Source organism: Paraburkholderia adhaesiva (assembly GCF_021390575.1).
GTDB classification, from domain to species: domain Bacteria; phylum Pseudomonadota; class Gammaproteobacteria; order Burkholderiales; family Burkholderiaceae; genus Paraburkholderia; species Paraburkholderia adhaesiva.
The window spans coordinates 162,920-178,217 of the sequence record NZ_JAJEJQ010000005.1 but is presented as its reverse complement, the minus strand read 5'-3'; the positions used below and the strand labels follow the sequence as shown (position 1 = coordinate 178,217).

Here is a 15,298-nt window from a genome sequence, read left to right as displayed (position 1 = left end):
ATGCGGGTGAGAAGCGCGCGTCTGTCTGCCGCTTCGGGATGGTGATATCTGTCCGAGTTTGTTTTCATTTAATTTCGGACTACGAAATTAATCGTCTGAGTCCGGCGCGCGTAGCCGCGTCGGACTCAGATGGGCGAGTGGATGTACTCAGTGTCGTGATGCAACGCCCGGTATCGGAACAGTTCAACCTTTCGCTCGTGATAGGCACGGTGCTGCAGAATGTCCATGCAGTTCAGGTAGATGAACTCCGGGGTCTTCCCGCTTGCGAGCCGGCGCAACCGTCCGAGGACCTGAAGATTGGCCGGCAGGCTGCTGATCGCGATGGTCAGGATGACTGTGGTTAGGTGTGGGATGTCGATCGCCGTGCCTCCAGAGAGGAGGGTGGTATTGCGGATGTCTGGCTTGATCGCATTCTCGAAAGGGTCCTCCTCGATGTAACGCCGCACATCGAGATTGGGGTAGCGCTCGCGGAAGAACCCGGTGGCCTTCGTACACATGCCTACCGTGGTAAAGAAGATGGCGAGCCGTTCCCCCTGTTCATGACCGTGCAGATACCTCGTCCTGACTACGCCATCGATCAGTTCGAGGTAGCGCGCAAGCAATTCGGGATCCTTGAGGATGCTCAGTTCGAACCGCTGGTGTGAATAGTTCTTGCTGATTGGATCCCGGTAACGAATCCGCTCAGGATGCCGGAACCGGTAGAAGAGGGCAGTGACCCTGACATACCGGTCGTAGGCTGGGCCCTTGTAGCGCGTTTGACTTGGGTACGCGATCTCGTACATCCGGTTAAGAAACCCGTCGCTGTGCAGCAGTGTGGCCGACAGCGACAACGACCGTTGGCAGTGCGTATAAAGATCAAAACGAAACTGCATCGCGAAGTGTTCGTGTACTTCGTCGATCAGACGAAATCCGGCGCCCAGCCAACCCATGAGCTGGTCGGGCAGACAGGCGTAGCCCATCTCAAGGGTGGCCTCACCATAGCGCTCGTAGACGTTGATCCAGCGCTGCAACGTCTTGCTGCTGATGATGATGATCGGGCTATGCAGCGTGCCGGAGCCGGCCATCGCCAGCAGTGCCTTCAGGTGTCGCACACCGCGTACCACCATGACATCTTCCAGTTCGACGTTACAGATCTCCCGGATTTCGAGAACCCACTTCTCGATGTACTTCGGCAGCACTTCGATGACTGTTCGAAGCCGCAGGCGGCTCATTCCGAAGAGGGCTGTAATGCCCTTACCCTTGCCGGTCTGCAAGCCGATGAACCGGGAGCGCGGGTTGCCATCCGTGGTGATGTAGTCGACTGCGGGCTCCTGGTAATCACGCAACGTCCATCGGTCGAAGATGGGCAGGTCGATTTCTCTGGCAACAGGCAGTGGCTCCTCGACCCGCTCAATCAGTGATTCATGCCCGATCCCGCATGCCGTGAGATGCGTCTCAAATCGCTCAAGTACATTGATGTGAAACCGGCACTCCCGGTGGTCCCTGCGCCACGCGAAATATTCGTTGATCTGTCCCGCGACATACCGGCGCCCACGACGCCGGCGACCATAATGGATAAACTGCCTCGTGAATTTTTCGACCACCTCCCGCCCCTGGGGAGACATGTGGTCCACCACGAAATGATGCGAACGTATGGATAGACGTAGTTCCGCCATGACTGGGCCAAAAATCAGTATGAAGATGCGGGTGTCGGTCTCTGCGCCGACACCCGGGAAAAGCGGACTTCTTCAGCCCGCGAGCTGCAGCTCGGGCTGAAGAATTTCGCGAGGGGAAAGGAACACGTCGAATGGGTGATCCATCCGCCGCGTATGGACGAAACTCACGGGATCGGTCAGCACTTCCCGGTGATGTTCGAACGCCATCGCGGCCGCCAGTGAGCGATACTTCATCGACAGCGACATGACGCCGAGCCCTGCACTGGTCCACGGCTTTGGCAGGCTGTAGTCGAGCGTCTCGGCCGAAACGATCATGGCCTGCCTGAGCACCATCGCGAGGATGGTCAGGTTCACATCGAGCTTGCTGTTGACGAGATCGAAGAGCTCGACGAGTGCGTCATCGGGTTTCGTCTTCTTGTCGCGTTTCTGCATCATGCCGACGCTCGACTCGAGCAGCTTCGCGATGTCCTTGGAGTGGTCTGCCATACTGAAATGCTTCAGCGGCAGAGCGAGGATCGGCCACGATCCGTTCCAGCCCTGCATGTCGATGACATGGTTGCCCTTGTCGTCGCTTGTCAGGCCGACCTTCCTGATATGCTGCATAAGCTCGTGCGTGATCGATGCAACGCGCTGGCCGGCACGGGTCGGAATATCCGGACCTGTGGCGATGCCGATCTCTCCGAGCACGATGCTGATACGCTCGACTTGCGAGAACCGCGCGATGTTCAGATTCTCGACGTTGCCGATTTCGAAGATGTCGTTGATATTGGGTATGGTGTCTCCTGGAATGATGAGCTTGACTGGCTGGCTCTTCAGCCGGGTATTTATCCGCGCAGCCAGCAGGTACGAGTTTTCATCGGAACCCAGTCGCAGGAACTGGCGGTCAGCTTCGCGTAGTACGGCTGGCTCGATTGATGCGGTTCTGTCGAGGTGCTTGACTGCGAGCACCGACTGCGACGACTTTTCCGTGAGCAGCATGCAGCACAGGTGACCGATGTTTGTGCCTTCCGGCACTGATTTAGATAGTTCTCCGAAACAGGTGGAACACACGCCAGCTGGATCCGGGTGCGCGCAATGCAGAACCGTGCGCAACCGGATCGTCTTGCCGACAAGATGCATATCGTGTTTGCGGATGAACCTGAGTTTGCCGGACGGCTCCTCCAGGTAGTTCATACCGGCGAGCTGAGGAAGATCATCCTTGCGGACCATCCAGTGTGAGTACTCGCTCGTGCCGCAATCGCCACGGTGCAGCCGCTGGATGTTCATGGACATCAGCTGCAGGCGCCTGGAAAAATACTCGGTGTCCTGCAACGGCGCAGCCGCGAAGAATAGCGACTTGGCTGCGGACCTCGACTCAACGAGTGAATCCCGGAAACTGCGGATGCCCTCGGTGTAGTTAGGCAGCACCGGGAGCTCGAACTGGTTCGAATCGATGTCGGTGATCTTCCCGCGAAATGCGACGCACTCGAGCAGCTGTTCAAACCGCACGGTCCCTGAGCGCGCAGCGATGACGATCGGGTTGCGATCGAGTGCGGGATCTTCGCGTATGATCTTCCCCACCTCCGAATAGGACTGCTCAAGCAGCCGGTCGGTGACCTTGTCGAGCGGCACTGCATAGACCGGCTTCTTCGCTTCGACGACGCCCGGATGATCGACCACATGAACGAAGTCGGAGATGTCGAATGAGACGACATATTCTTCGAGCCGCAACGACAGATCGTTGTACATCGCGTTGACGATCTCATAGGTGCGACGCCCGATCCGGTCGATCGTGACAACGGGCTCGGACTCGTAGGCGTCGAGTACGTCCCAGGCTACGTTGGCGAGCAGCTTCAGATGCGTGCCGGTGTCGAGACGCCGGCCATTCAGGACATGCGTAACGTGGTGTCTCATGAGCACCGGGGTCGCGGGATACTCCCTGAGCAGGTCCCATCCGTAACTGCTGTACAGCGTCGAGCGGTGATCGACTTCCAGTTCACCATCATCGAACACCAGGCGGAAAGGCCCATGAAGCATGCCCCAGAGGGCTTCTGTGCTGTAACCCAGCAGCGTTCTGGCGGAAATGCGCCTCATGATGTTTCCTCGCTGACGACGTTACACTCGCCGGATCCATCATGTGGCGGCACCGGAGCGCGGCCAGGCCAGTCCGGTACGTGGGGCGTGTAGACAAACTCCATCCCCATGCAGGCAAGCAGGTGATTGACGAGTTGTCGCGGGCGGTTGTTGCCGTAGGCAATCACCGAGCGATCCACCGCGCAGTCAATGTCGGAAGGGTTCTCTGCGCAAAGGATCGAATCCAGGATGGCCTGGTGGGTTTCGCGGCTATTGTTGCGGTCGACGATTTCAGCGACAGCACGAGGTCCGCAATAGGCCGCAATGAGCCGCATCTCCGCTTCACCGAATGCGCGGATTGACTGCGGGCGGTAGGGCAGGGCGTATTTGTCGACGTTGGTGACCGGCGACAGGACGCCAAAGTGCTGGGTCTTGCCCGATGACACGACAGTCCCGTCGTCGGCGATCTTCTCGAGCAGGATGATGTACATGCTGCCCACGCGAACGGGCAATTTTGTTGTGACCCGGCGCCCGGAATTGCCTGTGTAGGTGACAGGCCCGTAGGTCGATCTGTACTGGCTTCGCTCCAGCAACCGGACGATATCTGCCGCCGAGCGCGGATTGTCAGGCGGGTAGTGAAGATAGAGCATGCCTGCAGCAACGACATTTGCCAGATGTTCGGCGAAAGGACGCTGATACTGCATCTCTTCAGGAACGCCAGGGTCTGGTCTGAACCACTGAGCCATTTTCGGAACGACGATTTCGCAGTAGCCGATCAGGTAATCTACGCACTGCTGAAAGAGCGCGGGGTCGTCCGATTCGACGGTGCGGATCTTCGCCAGTGTGTTGGGTTCGCCAGGCTGAACACCGAGCCACGTGCAGATCTGCTTGACGACGTCACGTGAATACGCGTTGATGTAGAGTTCAGCGGCCCGGCCGGGGTTCTCGCGCGAGACAATGGAGTTCGGTGCGACGACCATGCTGGCGCGATTGCCATCTGCGTCGACAGGCATCATTTCAGGTGGTACGACCTTGCAGATGACGCCCTTGCCGCCGTGGGTATCGGTCACCTTGAATCCGGTGGTCGGCGTGACCTCATACTCGATCACAAACTCGATACGCCAGTCGTCAACCGGCGCATTGCGATAGAGCTTGAATACGCGCTCCTTCGTCTGCGTTGTGGCCGCAAGCGCCTCCACAACCAGTCGATGGAATTCGGGTGTAAGACGCAGGTATTCCCTGCCGCGCTCGCGCTCGAGGCGCCGGTATTCCTTTACGATCTCTTCGTAGAAGTCGTGCAATGCCGCGTCATAGCGCGCGGCCTGCTCTTCCATTCCACGCGGTGTCGGGAAGACGCTTGCCTGCCGGTCGTGATGCACGCGAATGTCGATGACCCGGCCGCGGCCTGTGCCTGCGTAGGTGAGTCGGTCGAACACATGGTCGGGCTCCATGAGGTCATGGATGCCCTGCTCAACGATCGCGAGTTCGCGATCGTAGCTCAGGGGATCACGGTCATAGGAGCGCAGCGCCATGAGCAGCCCGTCAGGGCGTACGTAGTCGCCGATATCCGGGAACGCCTTGAAGTGGTCGGCATCACCATAGAGGTTCAGGGGAAAGTACCGGTGACCAAATTCCACCACCCGGGTCTCAAATTTATTAAAGACGAATTCCTTGACGAGATCCGATGAAACGAGAATTCCGTCCTCGGATGTCGCTGGGTGGGTCATGAAGGCGACGTTGCATTCCCGACCATATTTGTAGCCACCGGTCTCCGTGACCGAGGGTGAATCAGTCAGAATCGTGCCCGCGCTCAACCAGTCGCCGGGATTGAGACGGGAAAGCGCTGGCTTGACAACATTGCGGAACCCGAAATGTGTGTGATAAGACGTGTGAGTCTGGATATCAAGACAACCAATCTCGTTGGTATTGACGTCCTCGTAAATGATGAGCGTGTGGGGATTGTCCTCACGCTTTTGAATCACGGAATCTGCCCCAAGCGTTACCCGGTAGCGGTCAATGACCCGGATCACCTGGCAGTCGACCGGCACCCGGGTCGAGAAGGTGTACTTCGCGAACTCCCGCTCCGCTCCAGTCTGGCAGTAGCGCTCGGTAGCACCTCGGAAAGTCAGCATCTGGCCCAGGTGTGAAGCAAACATCTGCTTGCGCACCGCGCTGTCATTGCCGTCCCACGGATTGAGACTCAGGACATTGAGCAGCTCCATGTGGAGCTCATTGGGTTCTTCACGTAGCGCGCGTACTCCCGGTTCCGATATGGGAAGCGGCTCACTCAGATCGTTCATGGATACCTCTCAAAAAACGCTTTCACCGACCAGCAGCGGAAGGCGGCCAGGCCTGTCGCCCAGGCACCTTCCAGATGGGTGATATAGGTCTCAACCGTTTTTCGTAAGGAACTGCATCATGGCTGCGTCGAACACCTCCGCCGCCTCGATCTCACGCGTTGCCCCGGTGGGAAGCCTGATGTTCAATCCGGGGCCTCCCGTCTATTTCACGGATGCGTTTCGTCGGGTTCTTGAAGATCACATGGGCTTTCTCAGAACGCATCCGTCAACCCAGCTCATCGTGGTAGCAGCGCAGGATTCGGACTGGGCATTCGAAAATGATCTGTTCGGATTCCTCCAGAATATAGGCATCCCGCCCCAGTATCATTGGGTAGCCATGCGGATGAACAACTACACCGACCCGACGGAGTTCGGCGCGAGTGCATCGCTCCTGCTTCTACCACCGCAGAATGTGATCGAGCAGATCCGCTCGGCCTACATGACCAGTGGCGTCATGACTGCGTGAAAAAGGGCTCATGTCAGCAAAAAAAATCCGTCAAACGTTCAATCGATATTGACGCGTCCGCCCGAAGAGACCTTCGGGCGGACGCGTCCTCTGCCCATCTGCCGCGTCAATCAGGCGCCCGTGCTCAGGCCGTAGGCAGATGAAAACGCATCCTGGTCGTCGTGACGCTCCGACGTGCCGCTACGGTGTTTTCCAGTTTGATCGCCGATAAACACGTCTACATGTCCTTCATGCTGTTCGCGTACATGCAGATAAGCGTGTTTGTCCAGCTTGATGCGTACGTGCACCTGCGCCCAGACGTTGTTCAGCGCGACCATCGCCGAATAGACGGCCTCGGCCTGATCCTTGTTGAGTATTTTCGCCATTAGTAATCCTTTTTATTCATGAATCGCGGAAGGGACAGTGGAGAAGCGATCGCGCACTTCTCCGTCTGGGTTGTCTGCTCAGATCAGTCCGCGCCGAGTGCCGGGTCGGCCACTGTAAGGCGCAGGCCCACCCGGCGAATCCCAGTTGCCTGCTGTACCTCCGCCCGGACTCCCCGGCCATGTGCCCGGATACATCGACTGGTGGTTCAGCGCAAGGGTGGCGTTCTGCGCCCACCTGGAGGTTTGCGGCGGTGGCGGTGGTTGAACCTGACCGGGCATGCCCGCGCTGGCGAGCGCCGGATTGGCACGGACCACGGAACTGAAGTCCAGGCCGTGGTTCGTATAGACAAGCTCCCTGTCCTCCGTGGCCTGACCCTGGGGCTGACTCTGATTCGGGCGCTGCGCGAATGATGCGGGTCGCGCCACTGCCTCATCAGGTGGCACGCGTGCCGGCGGGACGTGGACGCCGGGCGATGCAGCGCTTGCCGGCTGGGAGACCTGGGTGCGGGCCTCTGCCGCCTCCAGCTCGTCCCAGGGCACGCCTTCGTTACCTGCCTGCGGGGGCGTGCGCCAGATTTCGACCTGCATTGCGCCAAGGTTGCGGAACGCTTCCTGCCAGTCCGCCTCGATCAGATGTTCGCTGGCAGGAACTTCGGGCGTGCTGATCTGGCTTTCAAACGTTTCGGTGATGTCGTTGAGCGCCTGGATGATGCCCAGCGACGCCTGCATCAACGCATCGAGATTCGGTGCGATCTCCGAGTCCGAACCCCGGTTATAGGCTCCCGCTTCACCGATCTGCGGAAACACGAACTCCAGCAGCGCGGTGAGCGTTTCCTTGTCCTTACCGGAGCACGCAATCCCCCAGATGGAATGCTCTGGCTTCTTGAGCTCCTCATAGAGCGGAAAACTCACGACGCCCACCCGCTTGTGACGCTTTCCGCCGACCGAACCGGTTTTCTTCAGGAAGATCGACACGATCTGGCGCGCAGTCTGCCCCACTTCCATGGCGTCGAGCACCTTGTCAGCGAGCTTCTGCGTTTTCGAATCGGCACGTGTTACGAGCGAGAGAAACTCGGACTGATCCGGAGTGAGGTGCTTGTGGCTGTCCTTGTCGGCCGCGATGCGCAGCAGCATGCGGATGTGACCGCACGCGAGTTCATTGAACCGGTAGAGCAGGAGCGACCGGAACTTCTCGAGTACGGGCGAGCCACCGCGCGTGATTGTTTCGCTCAGCGGATGAAAGAGCACGATATCCGACTTGTCTGCCGCCTGAAACTCATCGGTGGGCAGCACAAGGCGCTTTCCCTCGACGAGAACGGGCTCTGTCTCGGCGAGAATTTTGCCGGAAATCATGTTGTCCGGCGTGACGGTGAGGTTCGCCGTCTTCAGCAATTGCCGATAGACTTCGAGCAGGGTTGGTGTCATGAATTGAATCGGGACCATTTGCATGGTCCCCCTCCGGGGATGTCAGGGTTTCAGGTTCAGGTCGTGCCTGATTCAGATGAGCCCAAAGCGCGACTTCTGGGACGGCGGTGGCGGCGTATTGCCGGGCGTGCCATCGTAGTTCGCGATGCTCGTGCAGATTTCGTGGAAGTCGCCGGACAGGCGCTGGCTCAGCTGGGTCCTGGTCGTGACCACTGGCACCATCAACGCATCTGCGAAACTTGGCGTGACGTACGTAATTGGTGGCTTGCCATCGAGTCCGATATTGATCCAGGTTTCTCCCAGCAGATCGACCTTCATCTGCAGGTAGAAGGCAATCTGGTTGTGCATCGATACATCGTTCAGGATCATGTGTTCCAGATTGACCCTGAACTGGTCGACGAGCTGCGAAAGATCACGCTTCGAAAAACTCCGGGCGTCGCTCGGAACGAATGTGATGGATGAGAAGCCATCGATACCGCTGGGTGAATTTGAAGCGAACACCTCCTGGTTGGTCGCGGTAAAGGCGAGTTTGGTCAGCGTGAGCACGGACATCAGGGCGGGAACCGACTGCGCAAGAATCGTGGCGATCTGCGTGAGCCGGTTGGAGGCGTTCCAGTCCGCGGACATGCCGCTGCTGACCCGATGCACCAGGTTGCTGGCCGCGAGGCGTCGAGCCTCCACCTTGTTGATCACGTCCGGATCGAGCCGGCACAGATCGCTCCACGTGAAGAAGTTGGTGAGCATGCCGTCGCGATACTCCTGCATCGCGCGGAAGAACGGATTCAGCGCAAGCACACTCTCCTGGGCGTATCCACGGGCGGAGTCCAGCAACTCGGTTTCGGGCTGCAGACCAAAATTGTTGCTGTCTGCGGCCTTTTTGTAGTTGTCCAGCACATTTGCCGTGTAGAACGCCGAAATGGAATTGGTCCGGCTCGAGGCCACCGGCACGCGCGTGAGCGTAGTGCGTGTATCGAGCGTTTCACCCAAACCATTCAGATGGTTCAGGCTCATCGTCGCGTACATGTCCTCGGGCCGCATGCTCGTGGTCTTTTCCTTGACGTACGCGTCGAAGTACGTCGGATCGACGAGCACATGCGAATTCTCCGCGACGCTGGTATGGAGCTGGTTGCCAACCGGTGTGGTTTCGAAGTACTCGCGAATCTGGACCACGGAGTTCACATAGAACTCCATGTTGGGGTCGATATTGCGACCGCTCCCGTTGATGATGCCCATGTGACTGGTCCAGCCGAGCACGTTCGCGACCGACACGGCGCCGCCCATGCTGTGCGATTCAACTTCCATCAGATAGCGGCAGCGTGGGGTGCTCCAGCCGTTCACGATGTTGATCGGTTTTTCCGGATCTGCGGAGGGCGAGACGATCTGGTTGGCGACACCGGCAAGCCGCGATGGGGTATATCGACTTTCGCCATGCAATGCTTCGCATACGGCATTCAGCGCAGGTCCCTGGAGTGTGTTGTCATAGGGGCGCATGAACTGCGTGTTGTAGGTGCCGGTTTCTTCGATGATCAATCGTCTTACGACGATGCGGGTGGGGATGTCCATCACTTAGAAGCTCCTTGATGCAAGCGCAATGGTGAGTTGCGCGAGTTGGATTCGGATGTTGCCGGGCACGGCGTAGTGCCGCTCGCGTGGATTGCGGGTGAGCTCGGCCACCCATTCAGAGGGAAGTGTCAGGCGCCAGCCGGTTTCGCCGAGCTGGCTCACGACGCGGTCAATCGCGTCTTCAGCGCTGGTCTGCACGCGGCCTGATTTCTGTTTGCCACCAGGTATGCGGCGGAAGGGAAACAGTCGTTCCAGTTCCGAGATCATGGTGACCGGGATTTTTGAGCGCGCCTCCAGGCTGCCGAGATACACGACGTCAGCGTCGGATACGGGAAGCGCACTCACGAGCGCGGCGAGTTCGCGATAGCCCCTGTGCCAGTACACCGCCTGGGCGACGGCGATCGCCTGCAGCAATGACGCGCGTGGAAGATGAAAGAGGGCGCGGGCCTGTAACTGCTTGCGGTACTGAAGGACATACATGGTGAGGACCATCTGCACCTTGCGTTCCCGGATATGTTCGAGTGCCTTCACGGAATCAAAAGACATCTCCAGATACTCGGGTGGCATGTCTGGTGCAATCTGTCGCGCGATATGGCGCATGTCGCGCGCGTAGTAGCGGATGGGCGCAATCTTGCCGTCGGCGATCGGCATCTTCTCCTTGCACGCTTCGAGACGTGATTGCTGGTTTTCGATGTCCTGACCATATGTTTCGGTTTCTTTTTTCTCCTTGATGATCGCGTTGAAGCCTCCCTCCGAGCCTGGTCGTGTCTTGTGCCGGATGAAGGTGAATACGCAGGAAACAAGGTTCGACGACGTGTCGAGGCCCCGCACATCGGCAACGGTGAGCTTGCGCACAAGCACCAGCGCCATGAGTAGCGTTGGATAGTCCTCGGTGCTGATACCCTTGAAGACGTGCGCGGACTTCTCTACGTCGTGTCGGCCAGCGCCGGCGCGCGACCAGTACTTGACGTAGCCTTGCAGCCGTTCCATGGCACTACTCTGTCCGAGCGCGGTGGGGGAGAGCAGCTGCCAGGCATAGAACTCCTTCCACCCTGTGGGAACCTCCGCGCGGATGCGCGCGATGAACTCTCCCCAGACGGGAAAAATCACCCGCAACGCGATCGACAATGCGACAAGCCATTCATATTCGTCACGTAGATAAGTGCCGCTGCGCGTGCCGGGCATGACGTACTCGACAAACTCATCCTTCACGTCATCCGGGCATCGCAGATTGCTGGCAAAGGAAATCCAGTGCCGGATATCTTCGAGGGGATGGAGCTCGCAAAGCGCGACGACGAGCCCCTGCAGCCGCCGTATCAGCGTGTGCGTTTCGTAGCACTCGCGGAACACGTCACGGATTTCGTCATACACGCGATATGCTTCATCCTGTTTCGCGGATGGCATCCTCGCCCAGTACTGGTTGATCTGCTCAAAGACGTCGTAGTCGAGATTCTTGACGATGTTCTTGAATTCGGTAATGTTCCATTCAATCGTTTTTCCGTCATGCTCGAGAGCAATCTCGGTTCGATTGTTTTCAGTCAGGCCGATTTTGCTGATTCGCAGCTTCAATTTCTATCTCCCTAGAACGCGCCAGGCATTTCAGCAAGATAGTGATATGTCACCCAGATCCGTTTCGTTTCATCGGGCTGCTTTTACTGGGGAAATAGGGCAGGTCAGCCAATTCTGGCCGACCTGCGTGCCACGATGACGTAGAGGAATCTCTGCGGGAAATACGGAAGACGGGGGAGCCTGTCGAACCGGTTGTGATGGTCCGCTAATAGGGAATGTCGTCCTCCTCAATTTCAGAATAGTGCGACTTTGCCGTTGGTGAATTCCGGCCCCTGTTATTCTTTTCGCCGCCTTCGTTCTGCGCCTGTGGATGTTCATACTCCGTTCTCATCAGGTCCGTTACGAACGTACGAACGAGGTGTATCCAGCCAAGGGCAAATAGCTGGGATGCTTCGGATTTGCTGACCTGTTCGCCACTTTTGTGCTGCAGGTAGTGGTAGCGGCTGTAACCGAAATCGAAACGGATATTGGGGCGGCCGCGCGCCGAAAGGGCAACCCAGGCGATGCCGTCCTCGTCCTTGCCATAACAGAATGCGGAACGTACCGCGGGCTTCTCACCCTGGGGTGTATTGCTGCGGTCCCGTTCGACATTGCAGAGCTGCCGTTTGTTTTCCTTGCTGTCGGGACCGGCAATGACACGCTCGAAATCGATCAGCACGGCGCTGAATTCGATGGGGTCAACAACCGCCCGGATGACGCCGTTCTCGTTCTTCTGATCGTCGGGATCGTTGGTAAAGACGGTGATGCAGGGCAGATTGTTGAATACGGAGACGGTCAGCGATGACCAGATCTTTTTTCCGCCTTCGCCGGTTTTTCCTGTAATGGGTGCGGAAAGCGCGAGCCGACGGCTGTCTAGTATGGTCTTGCTGCGCGTCTTGCGATTTTCAGGCATGGTTATTCCTCTGCGGTTGGACAGTCACGGTCGCATGACACAACATGGTCGCGATCAATAAAAATTTCATTGCGGGATCTTTGCCTTCTAGTAACGGCTGGAGACGATTTTCTTCAGCACGTCGCGGGCATAGGGGTTCTTCATGAGATCCACTCCGAGCGCAATACGCTCGTACGTGGTCGTGGGGTTCCACTGCATTTTCTGTGCGATCTGCAGGAGCTCGCGTCGAACTTCCAGACGCATGGGAGCGAAGAGTTCGGAGTCGCCAAACACCTGGATAAGGTCTTCGCGAAAGGGGATCATCGCGAGCTCGCGACCCTGGGCGTATTTCGTGTGCCAGAGCGCTTTTTCCTTCAATCGCCCGGTGTGTGACTCGAGTAGCGCCATATCCCTGAAGCGCTTCGCGGAAAAGAGGTCGTAGGGGTAGTGACTGAGCAGAAGCACCTTTGGTGGTGGACTGCGTGCGGAGGTGACCGGTTTGAGCTTCAGATCAAAGACCGAAATCCGACCGCGCCGCAGTTCATCCTCTTGTTGATCCTGTTTCTGTTGGTCGCCGGACGCGTTCAGCAACTGTGCGATCGCGTCGGTCTGGATCGCTGCATACTGCTTCTGACGCGCAGTCGAATCCATCCGCAAGGTGGCGAACGGATATCTTTGCGCGAGCCCCGCGTATTTGCTCACGTAATACACGGTCCGACATCGGTTGTGGGTGGCTTCGGCCACGAGACTCGCAAGCTGGTCGATTTCTTCCTGCAACGTCCAGGCCAGTTCGTCGGGTTGCGCGGTGCTGGCAGTCGTCTTGTCCAGCGCACCCATGCAGTTGCGAAAGAGCGTCTTGAGATTGCACCAGAGTTCTTCGTAGCGCAGTATCGGCGCGGGGGACTCCTGGTGATCAGGGTGGATGCCGAGCGCGCCTTCCAGCGCGAGCGACGTGCCCACCGAAAGGGGAAAGTAGCCCATCGTGCGGGCAGTCAGACCTGCAATTGTGGACATCACATCACTTCCTGGATTTTCTGTTGCGCGACGGCCAGCACCGTTGCACTCACGCCCGAAGCAATCATGCGTTCGGTGAGCAGTTGCAGGATATTCCCGGCATGAATGGTCACGGGTTCGAATACTTCGGGATCGTCGTTGTATATCGGCCGGTCCTGCTCGTCGGGTTGGATTGGGTTCTTGCTCCAGCTGAAGAACGGATAAAGGCGGATGAGTGCATCCATGTCGGCGAGCAGCGGATGATCGGCATTCGCCTCGATGCGAACAGCGGAGTGTTCAGGCATGGTGCGGGCACGTTCCTCGATTGCCCGCAACGCAGCTTGCACGGAAAGGTCCGTGCAGTCGATCGTGATGTAGAGACGGGCGCCCGTGTTCTCCACAAAGACGACTTCGTGATCGCCCGACGCATGCAGGATCGCCCGCAGATGGCCCTTGGGCTCTTCGTGACCGTGCGAATAACGATCGAATGAACCCTGCGCGTAGATGCGTTCAAAGGACGAATGCCGGTGGTTGTGGCCGATGAAGAGCAGGGAGCGCGTGATCGCGAGCCACGCGGCTGAATCGTGTTTGGGTACGCGGGCAGCGGCCGGAAGCTGGAACTCGAAGTGGCCGTGCATGAAATTCAGGTCGACCTTTTCGATGCCTTTCGCCTTCATGAGGCTCTGGAACTCGCTGAGCGTCCTCGCAGTGTCGGGTGTGGCCTCGTCGGGCACGAAGCCGATCCAGAGGTCGAGCGACGGCTCATACTCGATGCTGATCCTGTTGACATACCGCAGCTTCGCATTGATGCCAGCAATCTCGTTGATCGTGACGAAGCGCTTCGACTGCTCCCAGTCATGACTGCGTGTCCCCTCGAGCACGTACAGGATGATGTCGTGCTTTTTGCACAGCATCAGCAGGTCGCGGATCCAGAAGTCAATTTCCGGCACATCTTCATCGTTGAGCGAGAAGAGGGTGTCAAAGACATCGCCTGCCAGGCAGATCAGGTCCAGCTGCGCCGTTTCCTCGTTATCGGGGAAGGCGGCCCGCAGGTTGCGCAGGATGCCGCGGGTAGGCGTGCGCCGGTTGCCGAGATGGATGTCGCTGGCAACCGCAAGATGGATATCAGAAGTCCTCATACGTGTCGGGGGGAGTTGGGTCTCGCGCACGGGCTGCAAGCGCCTTGCTGAGCGCCCTTTCAAATTCGGCGTACAGGGGCTCACGGCCGTAGCGCCTGAGAATGGCATTCCACTCGAGCACGTGGGGCACGAGTGCGGCGGTGTTGTTCATGAAATTCGCCCGCTGACGCAGCGATTGCTCGACAAAGGCTTTTGCCTGGTTCGGATGCAGACCTGCGAGAGTCGCGGCGGTGGCGATGATGTCGGTGAAGGCGCCCTGGCCGGCGGCCCTGTTATGGATATCGCGGACGGGATTGATGCCGTGATAATCGAAGACGGGAGGTACGCGAAACAGCGTCTGGCCCGTGGCATTGTCAAAGACATCGACCGGCTTGCAGGGAGCGCCGGCAATCGAGATCCAGTCGGCCATGGTGACGGGATACGGCAATTCGGGGTCGCCAGCGAGCAGTGGCAGGAAGACATGCACAAACTGGTCTTCGGGCAGCTTCGCCACATCCTGGCTTGAGATCTCGTCGAGAGATCGTGCGACCATGTTGATGTAGTTGCCCGGGTCGGCTCCAGGAGGACGTTGTGGGGCAGGGGATTCGATGGCTGGTTTCATGATGGTTCTGAACGGACACTCAACGGGAGGGCTGGTCGTCACGATCTGGTGCGTGGGGCTGTCCGGATCGCTGCTTTGCCTGTTCGAGTGCCGTCTCAAGATGACCGCTGTTGTGGATTCTCGCTATCGCCCGTACATCTTCCGCGGTGAAGACGACCGGATTATCAGGGTCATTTTTGCGAGAGTTATCGGTCATCACGCGCGCGATCATGGCAGGATGAACACCTTCATCGATTAGCGATGCGATCCTGGCGGCCGAG

The 15,298-nt window shown here is 58.3% G+C and carries 13 protein-coding genes; 2 read left to right on the top strand and 11 right to left on the bottom strand.

Going from position 1 to position 15,298, the window contains the following annotated elements; all coding sequences use genetic code 11:
- Positions 1–125: 125 nt before the first annotated feature.
- The 3 genes from L0U80_RS30925 to L0U80_RS30915 form a co-directional block, all read right to left on the bottom strand.
- Positions 126–1,604, bottom strand: coding sequence for a DEAD/DEAH box helicase (locus L0U80_RS30925; RefSeq protein ID WP_233875087.1), 1,479 nt, complete (start codon positions 1,602–1,604; stop codon positions 126–128).
- A gap of 123 nt (positions 1,605–1,727) precedes the next feature.
- Positions 1,728–3,728 carry a hypothetical protein gene (locus tag L0U80_RS30920; RefSeq protein WP_233875086.1) on the bottom strand — a complete coding sequence of 667 codons (2,001 nt, stop codon included), beginning with the start codon at positions 3,726–3,728 and terminating at the stop codon, positions 1,728–1,730.
- A complete protein-coding gene (locus tag L0U80_RS30915; RefSeq protein ID WP_233875085.1) occupies positions 3,725–6,007 on the bottom strand; it encodes a hypothetical protein in 2,283 nt (760 codons plus the stop codon). Before L0U80_RS30915 ends, L0U80_RS30920 begins: the two co-directional genes overlap by 4 nt.
- Positions 6,008–6,125: 118 nt before the next feature.
- Between L0U80_RS30915 and L0U80_RS30910 the strand changes: the two genes are divergently transcribed.
- Positions 6,126–6,512, top strand: coding sequence for a hypothetical protein (locus tag L0U80_RS30910; RefSeq protein ID WP_233875084.1), 387 nt, complete (start codon positions 6,126–6,128; stop codon positions 6,510–6,512).
- Between the two features lie 110 nt (positions 6,513–6,622).
- On the opposite strand, the gene L0U80_RS30905 is transcribed toward L0U80_RS30910, so the two are convergent.
- The 8 genes from L0U80_RS30905 to L0U80_RS30870 form a co-directional block, all read right to left on the bottom strand.
- A complete protein-coding gene (locus L0U80_RS30905; RefSeq protein ID WP_233875083.1) occupies positions 6,623–6,877 on the bottom strand; it encodes a hypothetical protein in 255 nt (84 codons plus the stop codon).
- Between the two features lie 78 nt (positions 6,878–6,955).
- Positions 6,956–8,302: a hypothetical protein gene (locus L0U80_RS30900; RefSeq protein WP_233875081.1), complete on the bottom strand. Its 1,347-nt coding sequence runs from the start codon at positions 8,300–8,302 to the stop codon at positions 6,956–6,958.
- A 72-nt stretch (positions 8,303–8,374) separates the two neighbouring features.
- Positions 8,375–9,865: a hypothetical protein gene (locus L0U80_RS30895; protein ID WP_233875080.1), complete on the bottom strand. Its 1,491-nt coding sequence runs from the start codon at positions 9,863–9,865 to the stop codon at positions 8,375–8,377.
- Positions 9,866–9,868: 3 nt separating this feature from the next.
- A complete protein-coding gene (locus L0U80_RS30890) occupies positions 9,869–11,434 on the bottom strand; it encodes a hypothetical protein (RefSeq protein WP_233875078.1) in 1,566 nt (521 codons plus the stop codon).
- Between the two features lie 205 nt (positions 11,435–11,639).
- Positions 11,640–12,326 (bottom strand): hypothetical protein, encoded by a 687-nt coding sequence (locus L0U80_RS30885; RefSeq protein ID WP_233875077.1) that lies wholly within the window; start codon positions 12,324–12,326, stop codon positions 11,640–11,642.
- 87 nt (positions 12,327–12,413) lie between these two features.
- Positions 12,414–13,319, bottom strand: a complete 906-nt coding sequence (locus tag L0U80_RS30880) for a hypothetical protein (protein ID WP_233875076.1) — start codon at positions 13,317–13,319, stop codon at positions 12,414–12,416.
- Positions 13,319–14,467, bottom strand: coding sequence for a hypothetical protein (locus tag L0U80_RS30875; RefSeq protein ID WP_233875074.1), 1,149 nt, complete (start codon positions 14,465–14,467; stop codon positions 13,319–13,321). Before L0U80_RS30875 ends, L0U80_RS30880 begins: the two co-directional genes overlap by 1 nt.
- Entirely contained in the window at positions 14,424–15,038 is a 615-nt protein-coding gene (locus L0U80_RS30870) for a hypothetical protein (RefSeq protein ID WP_233875073.1), read from the bottom strand. Before L0U80_RS30870 ends, L0U80_RS30875 begins: the two co-directional genes overlap by 44 nt.
- On the opposite strand from L0U80_RS30870, the gene L0U80_RS30865 reads away from it, so the two are divergent.
- The gene (locus L0U80_RS30865) at positions 15,037–15,276 is read left to right on the top strand and encodes a hypothetical protein (RefSeq protein ID WP_233875072.1); all 240 of its coding nucleotides are present in this window, start codon (positions 15,037–15,039) and stop codon (positions 15,274–15,276) included. The genes L0U80_RS30870 and L0U80_RS30865 overlap by 2 nt on opposite strands.
- Positions 15,277–15,298 lie beyond the last annotated feature (22 nt).

What these genes read in the sequence shown, in the direction of transcription:
- L0U80_RS30920 (WP_233875086.1), bottom strand. Translation starts at nt 3,728, where the DNA reads ATGAGGCGCATTTCCGCCAGAACGCTGCTGGGTTACAGCACAGAAGCC.
- L0U80_RS30925 (WP_233875087.1), bottom strand. Translation starts at nt 1,604, where the DNA reads ATGTCTCCCCAGGGGCGGGAGGTGGTCGAAAAATTCACGAGGCAGTTT.
- L0U80_RS30865 (WP_233875072.1), top strand. Translation starts at nt 15,037, where the DNA reads ATGATGGTTCTGAACGGACACTCAACGGGAGGGCTGGTCGTCACGATC.
- L0U80_RS30915 (WP_233875085.1), bottom strand. Translation starts at nt 6,007, where the DNA reads ATGAACGATCTGAGTGAGCCGCTTCCCATATCGGAACCGGGAGTACGC.
- L0U80_RS30910 (WP_233875084.1), top strand. Translation starts at nt 6,126, where the DNA reads ATGGCTGCGTCGAACACCTCCGCCGCCTCGATCTCACGCGTTGCCCCG.
- L0U80_RS30900 (WP_233875081.1), bottom strand. Translation starts at nt 8,302, where the DNA reads ATGACACCAACCCTGCTCGAAGTCTATCGGCAATTGCTGAAGACGGCG.
- L0U80_RS30880 (WP_233875076.1), bottom strand. Translation starts at nt 13,319, where the DNA reads ATGTCCACAATTGCAGGTCTGACTGCCCGCACGATGGGCTACTTTCCC.
- L0U80_RS30895 (WP_233875080.1), bottom strand. Translation starts at nt 9,865, where the DNA reads ATGGACATCCCCACCCGCATCGTCGTAAGACGATTGATCATCGAAGAA.
- L0U80_RS30885 (WP_233875077.1), bottom strand. Translation starts at nt 12,326, where the DNA reads ATGCCTGAAAATCGCAAGACGCGCAGCAAGACCATACTAGACAGCCGT.
- L0U80_RS30905 (WP_233875083.1), bottom strand. Translation starts at nt 6,877, where the DNA reads ATGGCGAAAATACTCAACAAGGATCAGGCCGAGGCCGTCTATTCGGCG.
- L0U80_RS30870 (WP_233875073.1), bottom strand. Translation starts at nt 15,038, where the DNA reads ATGAAACCAGCCATCGAATCCCCTGCCCCACAACGTCCTCCTGGAGCC.